The following is an 18,761-nucleotide window of genomic DNA, read 5'->3' on the forward strand; positions in this document are numbered from 1 at the left end:
ACACCCCCCGGATCATCCGAACGACAGGGGCAGGAAGTCATACCGGGCCGGGCGACCGAGGGTCCCCGGCTGGGGACGATCAAAAAGGTAACGGGGTGACTCCATACAACCTGCGGCAACGGCGGCAAGTCTGGCCGCGGCTGCGGGTGCCAGCCAGAGACGCCAAGGGGTAGAGGCCCGAGCCAGACGATCAGGCGTCACCCAAAGGCCGAAATCCAATGCGCTAAATCGTCAGGATCGACCTTGCCATCGCCACTGGTCCTCATCACGAGTGTGGCGAACGCAGCCGCAGCGCCTGGAACCGTGGAGGCACGCTGGAGCACCGGCCGCATTCCGTCTCGTGCGTCTTCCCACCTCGCCCTCCAGCTCTCGCGAGCACTCTCAATATCGATTCGCTGGACGACGGCGTCGAGAACCTCAGCGTTCAACTCGTCCGCGACATCTATGAATCGGTCGATTCCGGCCAGGTCGTGTTTCTGCGGCTTGCTGAACGCCGCTAAAAGTTCGTCAGAAATCTGGCCGAGCCATTGCAACGCGGCTTCGCGATCAGTAGCGGTTATGGCCTCTAAGTCTGCGGTGATACGGGCCCACCCTGAGCCGCGTGGAGCATGAACCTCGACGCCCGCCCATTGCGTATCGACTGCACCGCGAGGTCGGGGTAACGCCTGACGAGGATAGAAGGGAGCGGCTTAATCTCGTTCTCGTACTCCGCTAGAAAACCGCGCACGACGGCTTTACCTCGCCCTCCCCATGACAGGTGGTAGAGCCAATAGTCGATAGCTCCGTACGGACTACCTTCCATTCCTCCCTCTTCGCGTGCTTCTCCAACGATACGCAAGAGCCAGTTGCTGGACAACGCAATTGCGATCTCGTCCGTGATGTCCGTCGACAGGTACGCCAGCCAGGCTAAGAGCAAGTCGAGGTTGTGGAGTTGGTGCCTCTTCTTCCGATCCAGCGACCGTGCAGCGGCCCTCCAGTCAACTTCCTTCATTGCTGCGAGGACACTGGCCGCCAGCTCGCGGAGGGCTGGCTCCTTGGCGTTCATGAAGGCGGAGCGAGCAGCGTCCGACTCGTCGGGCTCGCGGTCATGATGATCTTCATCATCATCGCGTGCCGATGGGGCGTCTGCGAGCATCGCCACGATAGTCATCGTGCCGAATACCCAGCTCGCGAAGTTGCTCGCCGCGTCCGCGAGATCACGTTCCATCGCGCCACGTATCTCACCGCCACACGCCTCGAAAGCTATCTTTGCCGTCTGCGGCGCGATGGACGCGAGCGCATTGATAAGCTCGTATACTTCGAAGGGGTGGGAGTGCGAGTCTCGGTCAGACAACCAGCCAATGAGAAGCTCCGCGTCAATTGCGTTCTCGAACTCGTCGCTCCATGCCAGCAGGTCACCGCCTCTCCAGTCCGGGCGGAGCTCCTGGATGATGTGCGTCCAGTCCGACGCTGCCCGGCGGCTCCCAGCAACGGAGAGCCGCTCGGCGATGGCACGGGCCGAGGCAGCATCGCGAATCCGCACGTAGGCCGCTTCGTGTCTTGAGCGGAGCCCGCTCAACGTCCACCGATAGCCGTTGACCTCATCGGACGTCAGGTCAGGGAGCCATCTGATGATGCTGTCTGCGAGCTCATCTGCCGCAGTGTCGGAAAGTTGGCGCAGCCACTCCGAAGCCCAGACCAGATTGAGGGCCACGCCGCGTTCGCTGCCTGGCGCTGCCGCGAGGCACTGGTGGAGAAGGTGCGCCGAGACCGCTTCGTCGACGATAGAGTTCGCCCACTGATAACGATAGACATCCATTCGCTCGAAGACCCGAAAGAGCCAGAACTTGCCCGCGACTTCGATGGCATCGTCGAGCAAGGCTGCTCGCACGCAAGCTCGCACCGTCGGCCCGATTTCGGCCGTTTCGCGTTGTCCAAGATTCTGCAAAGCTCGTTCAGCGATACGGATATGCGCGGCGCGAATCCGGCCGTCATGTTCGCGGATGAGCTTCTCGTTCGTCAGGAGGAACAAGGCGCGGTCGATACGGTTCCGCTGCAAGACACCACCGGGAGCGAACCGAATGCTCGCATGTCGTACCGCAGCCGCCACGAGCTCTTCCCGCGTTACTCCCGCGTCACGGCTTGTCATCTGCGCGATGCAGATGAAAGCGAGCACGAGCGCCGCAGCTACGTCCTCAACCGCCCGATCCAGCGCGCCGATGATGCGGCGCTCACCGCCGGATGCGACGAACATGTAGAGCCAAGGCTCGGTGGCCGTGCGCACCGCGAGATCCAGGCGCTGCTCGGGCGTATCGGAAAATACCGACCATCGGACTCGGTCGTCGAGTTGGGTGAGCAGCGGGCCAACCATCTCGATGTTGGCTCGGCAGTACTCGTGCAGAACTTGCATCGATTGAGCCGCGAGAAGCGTTTCGTCATCCCGCGCCTCGAGCCGCTCGGTCGAGACCAACAGGATGGCGTGGGTGTCGTCAGCGGACGATTCAAAGTCAGCGACCACGCCACGATCGATGGCCTGAGCGTCGTCGACCACTGCAAGCACGGGACCATTCAGGCGCCGGAACTCCTCAACATCGGCCGCTGAAGCGACTCCGGCCTGTTTCAGTTCGATCACCTTCCAGCCCTGACGGTTGAGCCGGCGTGCAGCATGAAAGGCAGTAACGGACTTCCCCGTGCCGCTCGACCCCGACAATGTTGCGAACCGCGAAGCAAGTAGCCGCTCCGCAAGTCTCGGAGCAGCCGGCAACTCTGGGCAGGCCTCCACATCCGTTGGGCGAAGACGTTCTCCTCGCAGTGCTGCCAGAAAACTCCTGCTTTGCAGGAACGCGACGTATTTCCAGGCTTTGAAAGGCTCGGGCGGTGCAAGTTGTGAGGCAAGCGCCGCAAGGGCCGAATCGGCGGTACTTGCGATTGCTCCCTCGCCGGTGGCAGACAATCCGACGCGAACAACGGGCCATCGCTTCTCGAGTGGCGCAAGTAGCGATTCGACGACGGCCGCATCGCGGCCGCCGTACCCAACCACGACAAGCGTTCGTGGTCGATCCGAGAGCTGGACGACTTGGTTGAGCACCTCGGTTGGAACCTGTCCGTCTTCGTCTGGGAGCACCCAGTCGTCGTGATGAGGACGCGCAGCGTCCCCGTGCGGCTTGTGGAGGAGGCCGGCCGGCAATCCCACTCCGTACATCCGCTCGTGTGCTCGTTCAAGGCAGGTGTCCCAGTTGTACGAGACCACCACCTCGACGTGGCCCGTGTTCACGAGGCGGGCCAAGTCGAAATGGGCGCCCGACGGTTCCCGATCGCTGTCAAGCGCCGCGAAGGCTGTTTGGAAGGCGCGCCGCGCGAGCGGGAACTCTCGAACAATCTGCCATCCAACCTGGAGCACGTCAGGCCCGGATGACAGAATCTCCTTCGCGCTCCCGGGGGCGCTCATTCGTGCGCGTAGCTCTGCAAGCGCATCGGGAACATCGTCGATTGCCTGCCAGAGCAGCGGCGGCAACTGCGCTGTCATCGGGTAGCGGCCCGACGAGACTTCTGCGCCGATAACGACAAGAGCGCCGAAGGAACGAACCATTCCTACCGCGTGCGCCAGTTGCGCGTCTACATGGGTGAACGCCGCGTTACGACGTACTGGCGGCAACAGGCGATCCTCGACTGCCAGCGCCGTTAAGAACCCGCCAGAAGGCCTGGCCCGGGACGGCCCCGTAGGGGCCCCCTCGACCAAGGCGAGGACGTCCGCAAGCACTTCCGCACCGTCAGGAAAGCCGAGGATGCTCGCTGGCTCGCTATTCTCGAGTGATTCCAGCCGTACGGCGGTTAGCCGGCTCAGACCTTCCTGACGGTGGTGTGCCGAAACAACGCCTACGATGTGGTCCGCGACCCACACCGCAGTCCCGGACATCGCTTCCCAGGGCGACACAGCCAGATCCGGATCTTCGGCGGGCGGATCAACAGTGATTTCCAGGGTGCCCGACCTGGGATTGGATAGCCCTGCGACAGTACCCACTGCATGATGCGCTTCTCGGATCCGACTGCCATCTGGATACCTGCGCAGCTTCCACCGCGGAAAGCCGACCAGGTGTGCCTCCACACGCTCGGCCCGGCGCGCGAGACGGCCGAACCGCACCGGCACCACCTCGGACGGGCCATCGACCCGCTCCAGTCGCAACAGCACCACGTCTGCCGACGGATCACACCAGGCGACAGTCGTAGGCGCTGACCACTCGCCCGGCTGGTCAGCGTCGAACCGGACCGTCACCTCCATGACATCGCTCACGACATGGGCCGCTGTGAGAACCAGCCGATCACGAACACGGTAGCCCGAACCACGCTGCGCAGATCCGTCCCTGCGGATGCACATCACCTCGGCGACTCGCCGCCCGTCTAGGCCCATCGAGCGCTCGCCGGCTGAGAGCGTTACGCCATCAGTCATCGCGTGCCACGGCCGCTCACCGCTCGCCATCCTCGGAACGCCCTGCGATCAGAGGCGAGCGCTCCGGGGCATCAGCCAACCGTGGATGCAGAGTCAAGTGGATCCGCTGCGTGACCGTCGATGCCCGCCGCCCACCCATCTCCGCCTCCACCACCAGGAACTTGGCCTTCACTCCAGGCTCGGTGGACTTCTCAACTGCCACCGTGAGCTCCAACTCCACCGGCCCAACCTCGAACCGTAGGTCGGTCCGTTCCCCGGCCCACATTGCTCGACTCAGCTCATGCCGTAGTTGCCAGAGCAGGTCAGCTAGCTCGATTCCACCGTCCACGCCGGAGCCCTCCTACGCTATCCATCGCATGCCCACAGCAAGTCAACCTCATTCGCGCCATCACCAGCGTGCCCACTCCCGGAGCAAACGGGCACGAGCAACGAGCTGACGAGCTGACGACGGCGGCAGAAGCCGGGTTTGCCCTAAACATCCATAACCCGTGCGACCGATGGGCATACCTTTTGCGAACGACAACGTGCGCCGCTTCCGAGGGCGAGGCCGTGCGCGCGGTTGACAACCGGGCGAGTGCCGCTGCTGCGGCCGCCGGGCCGAGCATCCCAGCCAAGGAGCGTCACACGCGCCAGGCAGCATGAGCACGAAGCCGGACCACGGACAGAGGAGGACCCGGTGGCCGAGACCGCTGCAGAGGCGACCACCGGCACAGTTTACGTGCTCAAAGACCCCCGCGACCTGCGCGTCTGCTACGTCGGCGCGACCACCGCCCCGCTCGCCACTCGACTCAAGGGGCATCTCACCTCACCTGCATCGGATGCGCTGCGGGCTTGGATCGCCGAACTCAAAACGGTCGGTCTCGTGCCGATGGTCGAACCGCTCCGGAAAAACGTGCCCGTCGCCGGGCTCGCCGCAGCGGAGACTTACGAGATCCACGCCAGGACGCTGCGTCGCGAGCCGCTGCTGAACGTCAACGGTAAGGCCGCGGCACTGAGGATTCTCGCCGAACGCGAGGCGGAGAAGGCTCGTCGGCGCGAGTTGACCCACTGGCGGAGCACCGCCGCTCGGATCCGGGCAGTCACCGGTCCGTTGGCTCCCGGCTTCGACACTGCGGTCATCCTGTCCGACGAGACATGGGAGGCGATCCAGGAAGTCGCCGCTGTTCATGCGGCAATGGAGGAAGCCCAGGCGCAGCCGCCAAAACCTCTACACGAGATTTCTGACCCTGACCGCTACCTGCCGGAGAGCGCGCGGTTGCTCGGGGAGTTCGGCCGCGCGGTCCGGGAGGCCGAAGGTCTCGTCCTGGCCGACGCGTACCACCAGATCGGTCTCGCCGACGCCTGGGGATGCTGGGAGAAGCAGGTCCGGAACTGTTTGGAGGCGGTGGCGGGAATCAAGCACTTCACGAGTCGCTACGAGGCGGGCCGCTACCTCGCTCTCGTCCGGTGGTACCTCGCCGTCATGCCACCGTGGCGACAGCTCGCGTATCGCTGCGGCATTCCTGCGGCCGGCCCCGAGTTTCATGCCTGGGTCACCGATGAGGAGGACGTCCGCGAAGCCCTGCGAATCGCGGAGAAATGTGAGCCCTTCGTCGGCCGTGCCGCCGACGCCATCAACGGCGACAACCCATACGAACCCGGGCTCCTCGACATCCTCGACGCGCTCACCTCCGTGTACAGCCGCCGGCGACTCGAACCCGATGCCGTCGGGCCTGTACTGCGCCTCTTCGCCCGCCGCGGCTGCCTCGACAAGAAGATGGCTAAGGCCCTACTCACCGTTGACCCGCACGCCCTCGACCACATCTACGGACCCGACCACGCCACCCGCATCGACCATGACCTCGACCTGTCTGCCGGGACCGCCGCCCAGGTCATTCGCCACCTCGGCGGAATCTTGGAACACAACGACGGCCTGCGCACCCTCGTCAAACGGGTCGACGCCCAGCTCCCCGTCGCAGTTCTGCCCGACATCGCCGACGACTGCGTCCACACGCCCGGCGCCCGCGCCATCGTCGCCGCCCTCATCACGGCACCTCCGGAGCGGGGCATCTCACCAGTCGCGGTGTTCGAGGAAGCGGCGCTCATGGTCGACCTCCAAGCGGATGGCTGCCTCTGCTGTTCCAACCAGTTCGTCATAGAAAGCCCGCTCTGGCGAACCCTCCGCCAGTGTTGCCGCAACGGCGCGACTCCGGTCGCGCTGCTCGATGTCCTGGGGGAATGGTTCACCAACCGGGCCTCCCCATCCGTCGCTGAGTACAGAGCGGTGAAGGCCGCGACGGACTTCCCGGCGACAACGCTCGCCGTGCTCTTCCGCAGCGCGAAGGACTCGGACGACGAAGTCCGAGTGCACCCAGACGAACGTACGCTGAGCGTGCTCCAGAACTACGCCGAGTGCCCTGATGTGCTGCAGCGAGTTGCTTTCCAGCGCCCGGTCCAGCGTTTCCCGGACGTCGTCGTCGAACGTCACCGCCACCGCCGCGAAGAGCGCTCCACAGTCATCGACGCTAGCGTCGTCGATGTTCTCGGCGACCCAGTCCAGGGCCTCCCACAGGAAGTCGCGGAAGCGCGCGGTACTGCGGAACCGAAGAGTCTCCTGCCATTCGGCCGGCAAGGCACGGTGCCCGTCGGCCTGCTGTTCCGCGTCTGGCTTCGCCCGGCGCTTCAGTAGTCGCATGACCGCCTCGGGTTGCACTGCCGAGAGGCCGGCCAGGAAATCTTGGACCTCGTACTGCTCGATTGTGGCGGATCCGGCTATTCCGGCGAGGAGCTGTTCACGGTCTGCGGCGTCGACATCGTCGTATGACAGATAGCCGTGCTCTCCGAAGGCGGAGAGCACCTCCTCGGCCACGGCCGGCGAGTGCTGGAAGGAGACCGACAGGACAAGGTTCGCGGCGCTGGCCCGGTCGTACTCGCCTATCCAACGCACCGCCTGCAAGGCCAGGCGTCGAGTTGTCTCGTCCTCGTGGTTTAGCAGCTGGCGGAGTGTCGCCTGCTCCCGGGCGTCCATCGGCCCTTGGTGGCCGCGGTAGCGGCTCAGGCCGTTCGCAGTCAGCCGAGTGAGGGTGAGGTGCTCGCAGCGCAGCAGCCTGCTCACCGCTTCCCATCCAGCGTCGGCATCGCTCAGCAGGATTTCGTGTGCAGCAACCGGAAGCAGGCGCGCCAGCGGGCTTTCCGGTTCGCGGATCACCGACGCCACGAGAGCGTGCGCGAGCGAGGGCCGGTTTCGCATCAGGGCACGGGCGAACGGCTCAGGATTCGCCTGCCGTCCGGTCAACGCGGCTTCCTGCTCAGCCAGCAGGCCACCGGCGAGTTCGTCGAGCAACGCTTCCTCCGACGTATTCGCCAGGGCCCGGCACGCGAGGGATTCCAGCTTCTCGGCCAGTACCCGCTGCGCCTCGCGGAAGTCGTTCACGTCAACCAGCAGTTCCCCCCACCCATCGTGCAGAGCCACTGCGATCTCGTACTCGATAGAGTCCGGGAGCGCGTCCAGGACCGATCTCGCTGCTGCCCTAGTTGCGCCGGGGGCAGAACGAGCGTGCCACCTGAGGCTTTGCGGACCGCGATCGCGACAACGGGGTCGAGCGGCCGGGTGGCGACACGGTCGCCGAGCAGGCCAAGCGTTTCCAGGAAGTCGGGTGTCCACTCGTCCCGCTGCTCTGCAGGAACGGTGTATCCGTAGAACCCGTGAGGGTACTGCAGCGCCTTTTGCAGAGTCTCTGCGGCGCGGACGGCTCGCCAGCGATCCGGCGACCACAGTTCGTCTAGAACGAGGTCGACGACCTGCCGTCGTAGTGACGACACCGCCACGGGGTCCAGCTGGAACTGTTTAAGAGTCACCTGGGCCCCATCGGACTCCTTCTCGTCGACCTCCGTGGCCAGCAGTGGCTGGAGAATCTCCAGCGGCGAAACCCGGGGTTTGCTGCCCGGGCTCGCCGCGATCCACCGCTTCGCGGCGTCGACCATTCCAGCGTTGAACTCCAGCGGCTTCCACCGCTTGAACTCGGCCAGGTCTTGCAGGACCTGGACGGGATGATCTGTCTGCCGCTGGTCTGTTCGCCCGTCCTGCCCAGCCAGTTTCCAAAGGAGATCGACCGAATCGGCGAAGGTTTTCCGATCCAGCGCCGCCTTCTCCAGCACGGGCGGCAGCGCGGCCCTGATCTGGTCCCGGCACTCCAGATCGGCGTCAGGTGCCGTACAGCCCTCGTACGCGAGCTGGCAGATCCTCAGCAACGCGGCTGCCTGATAGAAGATTACCCGTCGCAGCCGCCGGAGCAGGGCCAACTTGTCGTCGAGATCTGCCCGGTCGAAGCGCGCGACCAGGGCGTCCCACAGCTCGTCTACTAGGGCCTGTGTCGAAGTCCGGGCCAGGGCTTGAGCTGATTTGAGGATCTTCGCGTGTCGGAGATCGAAAGTAGGCGAGGTCTCCGGTAGATGGTTCAGCGGCCAAGCAGAACCTGAAACCGGAGACCTCGTGGACACCCTAGCGGTGACGAGGCGGTTCGACCTGACCGACGGGCAGTGGGCGGTGCTGGAGCCGTTGCTGCCGGCGGGTAAGCGGCCAGGTCGACCGTCGTCATGGAGTAGACGGCAGTTGATCGATGGGATCCGGTGGCGGATCCGGGTGGGCGCGCCGTGGCGGGACGTGCCACCGCAGTACGGGTCCTGGTCGGCGGTGTATGCCCTGTTCCGCCGCTGGCAGCGCGACGGGACCTGGCAGCAGGTGCTCACCGCGTTGCAGGCCCTCGCCGATGCGGACGGCAGAATCACCTGGGACGTGTCGGTGGACTCGACCAGCGCCCGCGCCCACCAGCATGCGGCTGGGGCGAGGAAAAGGGGGATCTGCAGGCCGAGCCACCCGGCGGCGTCAGCGTTGAGCCGACCGATCATGCGCTCGGCCGCTCCCGCGGTGGGTTGACCACGAAGCTGCACCTGGGCTGCGAACAAGGCCAGAAACCCCTCGCCATGGTGCTGACTGCCGGGCAGCGCGGCGACAGCCCCCAGTTCATCCCGGTTCTGGCCGCGATCCGCGTTCCCCGCCTGATCACCGGCCGACCGAGAACACGACCGGACCGGGTCCTGGCCGACAAGGCGTACACCTCGAAGGCCAACCGGGCCTACCTGCGCCGACGGGGCATCGCCGCGACCATCCCGAGCAAGGCCGACCAGGACGCCAACCGGCGGGCCAAGGGATCCAAAGGCGGCCGGCCACCGGCCTTCGACCCGCACATCTACCAGCAACGCCACGCCGTGGAGTGCGGCATCAACCGCCTCAAACGCAACCGAGCCGTGGCCACCCGCTTCGACAAGCTGGCCGTCCGCTACGAAGCCACCATCCACCTCGCCGCCATCAACGAGTGGCTGTGACCGACTTCGACACAGGCCCTAGCTGAGGGCTACCTCGGTTCGGTCTGGCTTACCGGTCAGATCGCGTCGCGTGACCTGCGGCGCGGCCGGTACACCCCGGAGTCGTTGGCCCACCCCGGCAAGATGCTGCCCACCATCCCCCGGTACGCCATCCGCACCTACACCAACCCCGGCGACGTCGTGTTCGACCCCATGGCTGGTATCGGCACCACCGTCGTCGAGGCCATGCACCTCGGCCGCCACGGCGTCGGCGTGGAGTACGAAGCCGAATGGGTCGCCATGGCGGCGGACAACATCCGTCGCACGGTGCAGGCCGGGGCGCCGGGCCGGGGCGAGATCTACCATGGTGACTCGACCACCCTGCCGACCCTGTTGCCGGCGAGCCTGCACGGCCAGGTCTCCCTCGTGATCACCTCACCGCCCTACGGATCGTCCACCCACGGTCACGTTCGTACCCCTGGCCCGAGACGCGGCGGGGTCCGCAAGATCCATCACAAGTACGGCGACGGGGACAACCTCGCCTACCGCAGCCACGGCCAACTCGCCGACGGGTTCACCGCGATCCTCGCCGGCTGCCGGACGTTGCTGCGGCCCGGCGGACACGTCGTCGTCACTGCCCGGCCCTACCGCCGCCATGGCGAACTCATCGACATCCCCGGCATGGTCGCCGCCGCCGGCATCAACGCCGGCCTCGAACTGGTCGAGGAGTGCATCGCCCTCATCTGCGGCGTCCGCAACGGTGTGATCATTCCCCGCGCCTCGTTCTTTCAGCAGAAGAACATCCGAGACGCGATCGCTGCCGGCGATCCGCAGTGGCTCGTCCAGCACGAAGACGTGGTGATCATGAGGGCTTCCTCATGAGCGACCGCCCGCCGGGGAAGCCGGCTACGCCACCCGGGGCAAGACCAGCGCCGACCATCGAATTCCGTACCGACCCGGAGCTGACCGACGCCGTGGCCCGCGCGCTGCTTACGTTGCTGCAACGCTCGTCCGCCAGTAGTCGCCAGGGGCCGGTCGAGTCCACGGAAGCTTGATCTCTTCATCCCCGTATGCGTGGATCTGGTCGATGGCGCGTCCGGCGCTACCCAACCCCGGATGGTCAGCGGATGCGCACCCCTCAACACCCGGAAGGCACGTTCTGTGACCGTCGACGTACACCGAATCGAAGAAGCTGCCGCTACCTTGCTCGCCGGCCATGCACACCGGCAGTTTGCTTTCTACGGCCGCGTCTCCACCGAGGATCAGCAGGATCCCGTAGCGTCGAGGAACTGGCAACGCTCACGCGCTACCGGCCTCATCGAACCGGCTGGCGGCATCGTCGTCGCCGTGTTCTTCGACATCGGTCTGTCCCGCTCCCTGCCATGGAAGCGGCGGCCCCAAGCGGCCAGGCTGCTCGACGCCCTCGCCGACCCGAACCGAGGCTTCGACGCCGTCGTGATCGGCGAACCCCAACGCGCGTTCTACGGCAACCAGTACAGCCTGACCATGCCGGTCTTTTCGCACTACGGCGTCGGCCTGTGGGTGCCGGAGGTGGGCGGCGCGATCGATCCCGAGTCCGAAGCGCATGACCTGATCATGAGCGTGTTCGGCGGCATGTCCAAGGGCGAACGCACCCGGGTGAAGGTCCGCGTCCGCACGGCGATGACCTCGCAGGCGAAGATCGAAGGCCGGTTCCTCGGCGGGCGCCCGCCCTATGGATACCGCCTCGCCGACGCCGGACCTCACCCCAACCCGGGCAAGGCCGCCGACGGCCGCCGCCTGCACAAGCTCGAACCCGACCCGGCCACCGCGCCCGTCGTACGGCGGATCTTCGCCTTGTACCTCGCCAACAACGGCTACTTCGCCATCGCCGAGGCCCTCACCCGCGACGGCATCCCGTCACCATCAGCCGCCGATCCTGCCCGCAACCCCCACCGCACCGGCGAAGGCTGGGCCAAGAGCGCCGTCAAGAACATCCTGTCCAACCCCCGCTACACCGGCCGGCAAGTGTGGAACAAACAGCGCAAGGACGAGGTACTCCTCGATGTCAACGACGTCGCCCTCGGCTACGAAACCCGGATGCGCTGGAACGACAAGACCTCATGGGTATGGTCCGACACCATCGCGCATCCGCCGCTCGTCACCGTCAACGACTTCGAGCTTGTTCAGACGATCATGGCGGCCAGCGGTCGAGGTCGCACCGGCACCCGGCAACGAAAGACGCGCCGCCACTACATCCTTCGCGGTCTCATGCTCTGCGGACTGTGCGGACGCAAGATGCAAAGCCACCAGGCACACGAGACCGCCTACTACCGGTGCCGCTACCCCAACGAGTACGCCCTGGCCAACCATGTCCAGCACCCCCGCAACGTCTACGTCGCGGAACGAGACATCGTCCCCGCGCTCGACAACTGGCTGCTCAAGGTGTTCGCCCCGCATCGGCTGACCGATACGATCCGCCGGCTGCACGCCGCTCAACCCGACGCCCGCCCCGGCAGCATGGCGCCAGAGATCACCGCCGCCAACAAGATCATTGCCGCATGCGATGCCAAACTCGCCCAATACCGCGCCATCGCAGACGCCGGAGGCGACCCCGCCACCGTCGCCGGCTGGATGGCCGAGGTCAACGCCCAACGCGCCGCCGCCCTCACCCAACGCAACGCGGCAACGGCAGCACAAGCGCAGGCTCCCCGTCGCCTCACCGAGGACGACATCCGGCGCCTCGTCGGCAGCTTTGACGACCTCCGCACCACCCTGCGCGACGCCCGCAGCGAGGACAAGAGCACCGTTTACCGCGAGCTACGGCTCGCTCTCACCTACAACCCCGGTGAAAACAAAATCAGCGTCGAGGCTAAGCCTGACGCTGATTACTGTGGGGTAACTGTACGTGTCCGAGGGGGGACTTGAACCCCCACGCCCTATACGGGCACTAGCACCTCAAGCTAGCGCGTCTGCCATTCCGCCACCCGGACCTGCTTGCTCAGCCTACCTGGTCGGCCGCGGTGACGTTCACACCGGTTCGGCCGGCCCCGAGGGCCGCACGGGGCATTACTGTACACGGGTCGAAACGATCATGCACATCACCTCCGACGCCGCACGTCTTCGCAGGTCAACGCCGCCCACGGTCGGGCGGGTAGCGCGGAACCGGCGATTCCGGGCAGCATTGCTCACGTGTCCCACCCCTCCCCGCTGACCGCCGCGCAGCACCAGGCCCTCGCGCTCCGCGCCGCGGGAGATCTGACCGGCGCCCGTCGCCTGCTCGACGACGCGATCGCCGCGGCCCGGCCGGCGTACGGCGAGGACCACCAGGACGTGCTGGCCACCGGCCATCTGCTGGCCCGACTGCACCGGGAGGCCGACGACCCGGCCGCTGCCCGTCGCGTCCTCGAAGAGGCGTACGCCGCTGGTGAGCGCCGTCGCGGCGACGCCGACCCGCTGATGCTCGCGCTCAGCTTCGACCTCGCGGGGGTCGCGGAGGAACTGGGCAACCGGCACGAGGCCCGCCGCAACTACGGCCGCGTCGCCACCGCCGGGCCCGCCGTGCTCGGTCCGGATCACCCCGCGGTACGCGCGGCGCGCCACTACCTCGGCGGCTCCGCCGCCGCTCCCGCCGGTTCCGGTCCACTCCCCGGCGGCTCCGCCGCCGCTGCCGGCGGGCACCCCGATCCGGCGCTGGCCGGGCCCACCGTGTCGCTGCCGGCGGTCGCGCCGGCGCAGCCGTCCCGGGCCGCCCCGCCGTCCTCGACCGTCCCCGTACCGCCTGGTGTCACGCCCGTGCCCGGCGCCGAATGGGCACCGCAACCGGCCCCGGAGTTCCGGGCACCCGAAGCCACGTCCGGCGCCGGAGCGCATCTTGTTCCACCCCCGCACCCGTCGCCCCGGTCCGCCCCGGGGTCGGCCCCGCTGCCGCCGCCGGTGGTCCCGTCCCCGCTCCCGCGCACCGGGGCTGACCGGCCGGCAAGCCCCTGGGCGCCCCCGCCACCCCGACCGGGCCTCTCGGCCACGCCGGCCACGCCGGCTCCGCCGGAAACGGGCCCGGACACCGCGCCCTCTCCGCCCGACGCCGATGGCCCGCCGGCCCCACCGAGCCACGGAGCACCGCCGATCCCGACGCCCCGCGGGGCACCACCGATCCCCGCGGCGCTTGGGGCTCCACCGATCCCGACGACCCACGGCGCACCGCCGGTCCCGACGCCCCGCGCGGCGCCGCCGATCCCGCCGCCCCACGGGACACCGCCGATCCCGGCGGGCCACGGGACTCCACCGATCCCCGCGGGCCACGGCGCTCCGCCGATCCCGGCGGGCCACAGCGCTCCGGCGATCCCGGCGAGCCACCGGGTGACGCCGGTACCGCCCGCTCCCGGGGTGACGCCGGTACCGTCCCGGGCACCGGTCGCCCCGCTTCCGCCTCCCGATCCGGCGGCGTCGACCACCGGCGCCGCCGCACCACCACCGCCGCCGGTCATCCCCCCGCCTCGCCGGCCGTCGCCCCGCTCCCCCTGGGCGAGCACCGGCGCACTTCCGGATGCCTCCGTCCCGCCGCCGGCGCCCGCCACGGAGGCTGATGCGACACCGACCTCTCCGTCCACCCTGGCACGCGTCACCGGGGAGGAACGCGAGGCCGGCACACCCGTACCGCCGACGCCACGGGTCCCGGAGCCCGGGTCCGGGTCGCCAGCCCTCGACACCACGTCGGCGGGGACACCCCCTACGCCGTCGTCGACCGCCACGCCGGCCCACCGGCCCGACGAGCCGGCCGGGGCGACGGCGGACGGACACCGATCCGGGCCGGGCTGGGACAAGCCGACCGTTCAGGTGCGGCAGATCGGCCCGTTGCTGCGCGAGGAGGCGGAGCGGCAGGCCGCCGCCATGCCCTCGGCCGACGCCGTCCCGACGAGTGGGCAGCCGGCCGGCCCGCGTTCCGTCAGCGGGGCGCCGACGAGCACCCACTTCCCGGCGAGCCCGCAACCGACGAGCGTGGCACCGGGCGGACACCTGCCGGACGGACCGCCGTCGGACGGACCGCCGCCGGTTGCGGGCTCGCCGAGCGCACATCGGCCGGAGACAGCCCCGGTGAGCGGCCCACCAGCGCGCCCACCAGCGCCCCGTGCACTCCCGGGGAGCGATCCGTCCGCACCGGTACGTCCGACCGCCGGACCGGTGGCACCGGGGTACCCGCCGGTCCCGCCGGGAAGTGAGGCGTTCGTGCACACCGGCGGCGGGTCACCGACCCGACCCGTGAGCGGACCGCCCGGCCACCCGGTGAGCGGGCCGCCGGAATATCCGGTCAGCGGCCCGCCCGTGAGCGGCCCGCCCGTGAGCGGCCCACCCGTCAGCGGCCCACCCGTCAGCGCCGCACCCGTCAGCGGCACGCCGGCGCCGCCGTGGGGGATGACCGCGCCGCCCTGGAGCAGCGTGGCACCGTCCCAGCCGGTTGCCGGGCCCGACCCCGAACCGGCGCCGGACACCGTCGATGCCCCCGAGGCGGGACCGAACGTCGCCGAGGAGCGGCGCGGTGCCGTCGCGGAGCACCGGAGTACAGAGCACCGGAGGACGGAGCACCGGAGTACGGACCGGCACGACCGGGACGTCGACGGCGGTGCGCCGGACCGGGGGTGGCCGCTGCCGGTCGACGACGGGCTGCCGGACTTCCCGGAGGCGGAGCGGCCGGACCCGGCGGCGTACCCGGAGCAGGGTTCCTGGCCGGCGGTGCCGTCGGCGTTCCACCAGCCGGCCGCGTACCCGGCTGCGGTGGAGCCCGAGTCGCGCGGCCGGAACCGGACGGTGCCGGCCCTGGTGGTCGGCGGCGCGGTACTCGCACTGGTGGCGGTGGTCGCCGGGGGCGCGGTGTGGCTGAACCGGGACGCGGCGCCGCCCGCTCCCTCTCCCGGCGCGGTGAAACCGAAGGTGACCGGCCCGCCCCCGGGTGACCTGCGGCTGCGGGACGACACCACCACGATCACGGTGACCTGGACCGACCCGACGGACGGCGGGGTGCCGTTCGTGGTGGCCGGCGGCCGGGCCGGGCAGAAGCTCGGCGTGATGGCCACCGTGGACGCCGGGCAGACCCGGTACACCGTGAACGGGTTGAGCGCGCGGCTGGACTACTGCTTCACGGTGCTGGCGGTCTACTCGACCGACTCGTACGCCACGTCGGGCCAGGTGTGCACGGACCGGGAGGGCGGCGGCGCCACGCCGAACTGACCGGCCACCGAGGACACGCTCGGTGTCCACAGGAGGACGGTGCGGGTTTCACCTGCCCCGGCCGGCCCCTATGATGGCTCCGGCTCTGGGGAGGGCCGGCCGGGCGCGGCGCCCTCCTCCACCGACGGGAAGGCAGCCGGCTGTGACCACCATCGAGGACGTCACGAGCACCGCCGGGCCGGAGACGGCCCGCCCCCGGAAGCGGATGCGCGGCGGGCTGGTGACCATCGGCACCGTGGCCGCGTTGCTGGCGGCGATGGGGTTGACGGTGCTCGGGCTGGGCGCGGCCGACAACGCGGTGGCCAACTTCGACTCGTCGTCCTGGCTGTGGAGCACCACGCGCAGCGAGTTGGCCCGGGTGAACGGCATCACCGCCCGGGTGGACACCCGGATGGAGGTGCCCGGCGGACGGCGGCACCAGACGCAGGTTTCCCAGACCGACCGGCTGCTGATCCTGCGGGACCTGAACACCGGCCAGGTCAGCTCGCTGGATCTGGCCACGTTGCAGATCACCGCCACCACGCCGACCGCGCCGGGGCTCGGGGTGAGCGTCGCGTTGCACGACGACGAGGCGTTCGTGGTGGACGCGGTGCAGGGCATCGTCCGGCAGCTCGACCCACGGGCGTTGACGCCGGTGGGCGAGCCGGTCCGCTACCCGCCGGGCATCACCGGCGGGACGTTCGACGGCGCGGGCAAGCTGTGGATCGCGGTGCCGAGCGAGGGCACCGTCTCGGCGGTCACCGCCGCCGACCTGCCGGCCACGCCGGGTGACGCGCCGGCCGGCGGGCTCAGCCCGAAGCGGGTCGAGACGTACGAGGTGGCGGAGCCGGCGCACGAGCTGGTGGTGTCCACCCTGGACGAGGGGGTGGCGGTGCTGGACCGCACCTCCGCGTCGCTGGTGACGGTCAGCGGCGGCCGGACGCGGCGGGCCGGCCTGACCATGACCGCGCCGGGCAGCCTGCCGACGCGGACCAGCGGGCCGCAGGTGCCGGTCACGGTCCCCGGCGACCGGTCGGTGCACGTGGTGCGCGACGGGGCCGAGGTGAAGCGGTTCACGGTGCCCGGCGAGGGCCCCCGGCTCAGCCCGGCGGTCGCCTGGGCGGGTCGGTTCTACGTCGCCGACGAGGGCACCGGCACGGTCTACTCGTTCGACGCCGGCGGGCAGCTGGTGGAGACGATCAAGGGCGCCGGCCGGCCGGGCCCGGTGGAGCTGGAGGTCCGCGAGAACCACCTGTTCATCAACCCGCCGGACTCGTCGACCGCGCAGGTGGTCGACGACCACAACCGGGTGCGCGAGGTGGACAAGTACGCCAACGACGTGCTCGGCGGCGACCCACCGCCGGCGCCCCCGCCGCCGCCCCCGCCGAAGAAGCCGAAGGTGAGCCGGCCGGGCGCGCCGAAGGCGGTCACCGCCGCCGCCGGCGACGCGTCGGCGCGGGTGAGCTGGCAGGCCGCCGCGTCCAACGGCGCCGAGATCACCAGGTACGTGGTGGAGGGCGCCGGCCAGACGCACGAGGTGGGCGCGAACCAGCGCGCGCTGGAGATCACCGGCCTGACCAACGGCGAGACGTACACGTTCTCGGTGCACGCGGTGAACGCCAAGGGCGACGGTCCGGCGCGCCGCAGCAACCCGGTCGTGCCGACCGCCGAGGTGCCGGACCCGCCGACCGCGGTGACCGCCGAGGCGCGCCCGGACGGCACGGTCCGGGTGAGCTGGCCCGAGGCCAACGGCCAGGGCAACAAGGTCGCCAGGTACGCGGTGACCGCGACCTCGGCCGGCGCGAGCGCCCCGGCGGGCGAGTCGCCGAAGCCGGAGCTGGTGCTGCCGGCCGGCCAGTTGGAGTACGGCACCCAGTACGCGTTCACGGTGACCGCGGTCAGCGACAAGGGCGCCGGGTCGAAGGCGTCGCCGGTGAGCAACACGGTGGTGCCCTTCACCGCGCCCAAGGCGCCGACCGAGCTGCGCGCGTCCACGGTGGCCGATCAGCCCGGCACGGTCGCGGTGCAGTGGTCGCCGGCGGTGGAGAACGGTCGCCCGGTGACGAAGTACGTGGTGGAGGCCGGCGGGAAGACGGTCGAGGTGACCGACGTGCGGGCCACCGTGGGCGGGCTCGGCAACGGCCAGAACGTCACGGTCAAGGTCAAGGCAGTGAACGAGGCCGGCCCCGGCGCGGAGGCCAGCACCACGGCGCGCACCGTGGCCGCGCCCCGGATCACGGTGACCGGCTCGTCGGCGGACGCCACGTCGGTGACGGTGACGTTCACCGTGGACGCCGGCGGCGGAAGGGCCACCTGCACGGCCGCGACCGGCGGCAAGACGGCCACCGGGAGCTGCGCGAGCCTGCGGGTGACCGGGCTGACGCCGGGCACGGCGTACTCGGTGGCGCTGACCGCGAGCAACGCGGCCGGTAAGGGCACGGCCACCCGCGCCCAGACCACCGACCCGCTCTACGGCGTCGCCACCTGCAAGAACGGTCCGGACGGCGACCAGCGGACGTACTGCGACAAGGACGTCTCGGGCCGCAACGGCAACGAGATCTTCGAGGTCACCCGGCAGGACGACGACCGCCAGGCGGGCTGGGTGCCGGACGGCCACCGGCTGCGCGCGTACTGCAAGGCGAAGGGCGAGAACGTGGACGCCTGGATCTACAACAAGAACAAGCAGAGCAACTGGTGGATCCAGGTCGACTACAAGGGCCGGACCTACATCCCGTGGGCCTGGCTCAACCTGGAGGGCGGCGACAACCTCAACCTGCTGCCCGCCTGCTGACCGCGATCTCTTCCTCGA

Annotated in this window: 7 protein-coding genes, 1 tRNA gene and 3 pseudogenes; 7 read left to right on the forward strand and 4 right to left on the reverse strand. The window is 69.1% G+C overall.

All coding sequences use genetic code 11. The annotated features are described in order from the left end of the window. Window positions 1–565: 565 nt before the first annotated feature. The gene (locus tag AB0B02_RS30750; RefSeq protein WP_357306343.1) at window positions 566–4,456 is read right to left on the reverse strand and encodes a trypsin-like peptidase domain-containing protein; all 3,891 of its coding nucleotides are present in this window, start codon (window positions 4,454–4,456) and stop codon (window positions 566–568) included. Continuing rightward, window positions 4,443–4,754 (reverse strand): trypco2 family protein, encoded by a 312-nt coding sequence (locus AB0B02_RS30755; protein WP_357306346.1) that lies wholly within the window; start codon window positions 4,752–4,754, stop codon window positions 4,443–4,445. Before AB0B02_RS30755 ends, AB0B02_RS30750 begins: the two co-directional genes overlap by 14 nt. Before the next feature lie 348 nt (window positions 4,755–5,102). On the opposite strand from AB0B02_RS30755, the gene AB0B02_RS30760 reads away from it, so the two are divergent. Further along, on the forward strand, window positions 5,103–7,094 hold the full coding sequence (locus AB0B02_RS30760) for a GIY-YIG nuclease family protein (protein ID WP_357306349.1): 1,992 nt from the start codon (window positions 5,103–5,105) through the stop codon (window positions 7,092–7,094). A gap of 740 nt (window positions 7,095–7,834) precedes the next feature. Here AB0B02_RS30760 and AB0B02_RS30765 read toward each other — a convergent pair. Beyond that, a complete protein-coding gene (locus AB0B02_RS30765) occupies window positions 7,835–8,707 on the reverse strand; it encodes a hypothetical protein (protein WP_357306352.1) in 873 nt (290 codons plus the stop codon). Window positions 8,708–8,897: 190 nt separating this feature from the next. On the opposite strand from AB0B02_RS30765, the pseudogene AB0B02_RS30770 reads away from it, so the two are divergent. From AB0B02_RS30770 to AB0B02_RS30780, 3 genes and pseudogenes are all read left to right on the forward strand, one after another. Further along, window positions 8,898–9,790, forward strand: a pseudogene (locus AB0B02_RS30770) (IS5 family transposase). A gap of 18 nt (window positions 9,791–9,808) precedes the next feature. Continuing rightward, a pseudogene (locus AB0B02_RS30775) lies at window positions 9,809–10,651 on the forward strand (DNA methyltransferase); the annotation flags it as partial. 279 nt (window positions 10,652–10,930) lie between these two features. Beyond that, window positions 10,931–12,676, forward strand: a complete 1,746-nt coding sequence (locus AB0B02_RS30780; protein ID WP_357306355.1) for a recombinase family protein — start codon at window positions 10,931–10,933, stop codon at window positions 12,674–12,676. On the opposite strand, the gene AB0B02_RS30785 is transcribed toward AB0B02_RS30780, so the two are convergent. Next, a tRNA-Leu gene (locus AB0B02_RS30785) sits at window positions 12,658–12,741 on the reverse strand. The genes AB0B02_RS30780 and AB0B02_RS30785 overlap by 19 nt on opposite strands. 199 nt (window positions 12,742–12,940) lie before the next feature. On the opposite strand from AB0B02_RS30785, the pseudogene AB0B02_RS30790 reads away from it, so the two are divergent. From AB0B02_RS30790 to AB0B02_RS30800, 3 genes and pseudogenes are all read left to right on the forward strand, one after another. Next, window positions 12,941–13,381, forward strand: a pseudogene (locus AB0B02_RS30790) (tetratricopeptide repeat protein); the annotation flags it as partial. A gap of 1,704 nt (window positions 13,382–15,085) precedes the next feature. Beyond that, the gene (locus AB0B02_RS30795; protein ID WP_357306420.1) at window positions 15,086–15,973 is read left to right on the forward strand and encodes a fibronectin type III domain-containing protein; all 888 of its coding nucleotides are present in this window, start codon (window positions 15,086–15,088) and stop codon (window positions 15,971–15,973) included. Window positions 15,974–16,178: 205 nt separating this feature from the next. Beyond that, window positions 16,179–18,743 (forward strand): fibronectin type III domain-containing protein, encoded by a 2,565-nt coding sequence (locus AB0B02_RS30800; protein WP_357306424.1) that lies wholly within the window; start codon window positions 16,179–16,181, stop codon window positions 18,741–18,743. Window positions 18,744–18,761: the final 18 nt, after the last annotated feature.

Source organism: Micromonospora sp. NPDC049240 (genome assembly GCF_040647835.1).
Lineage (GTDB): Bacteria > Actinomycetota > Actinomycetes > Mycobacteriales > Micromonosporaceae > Micromonospora.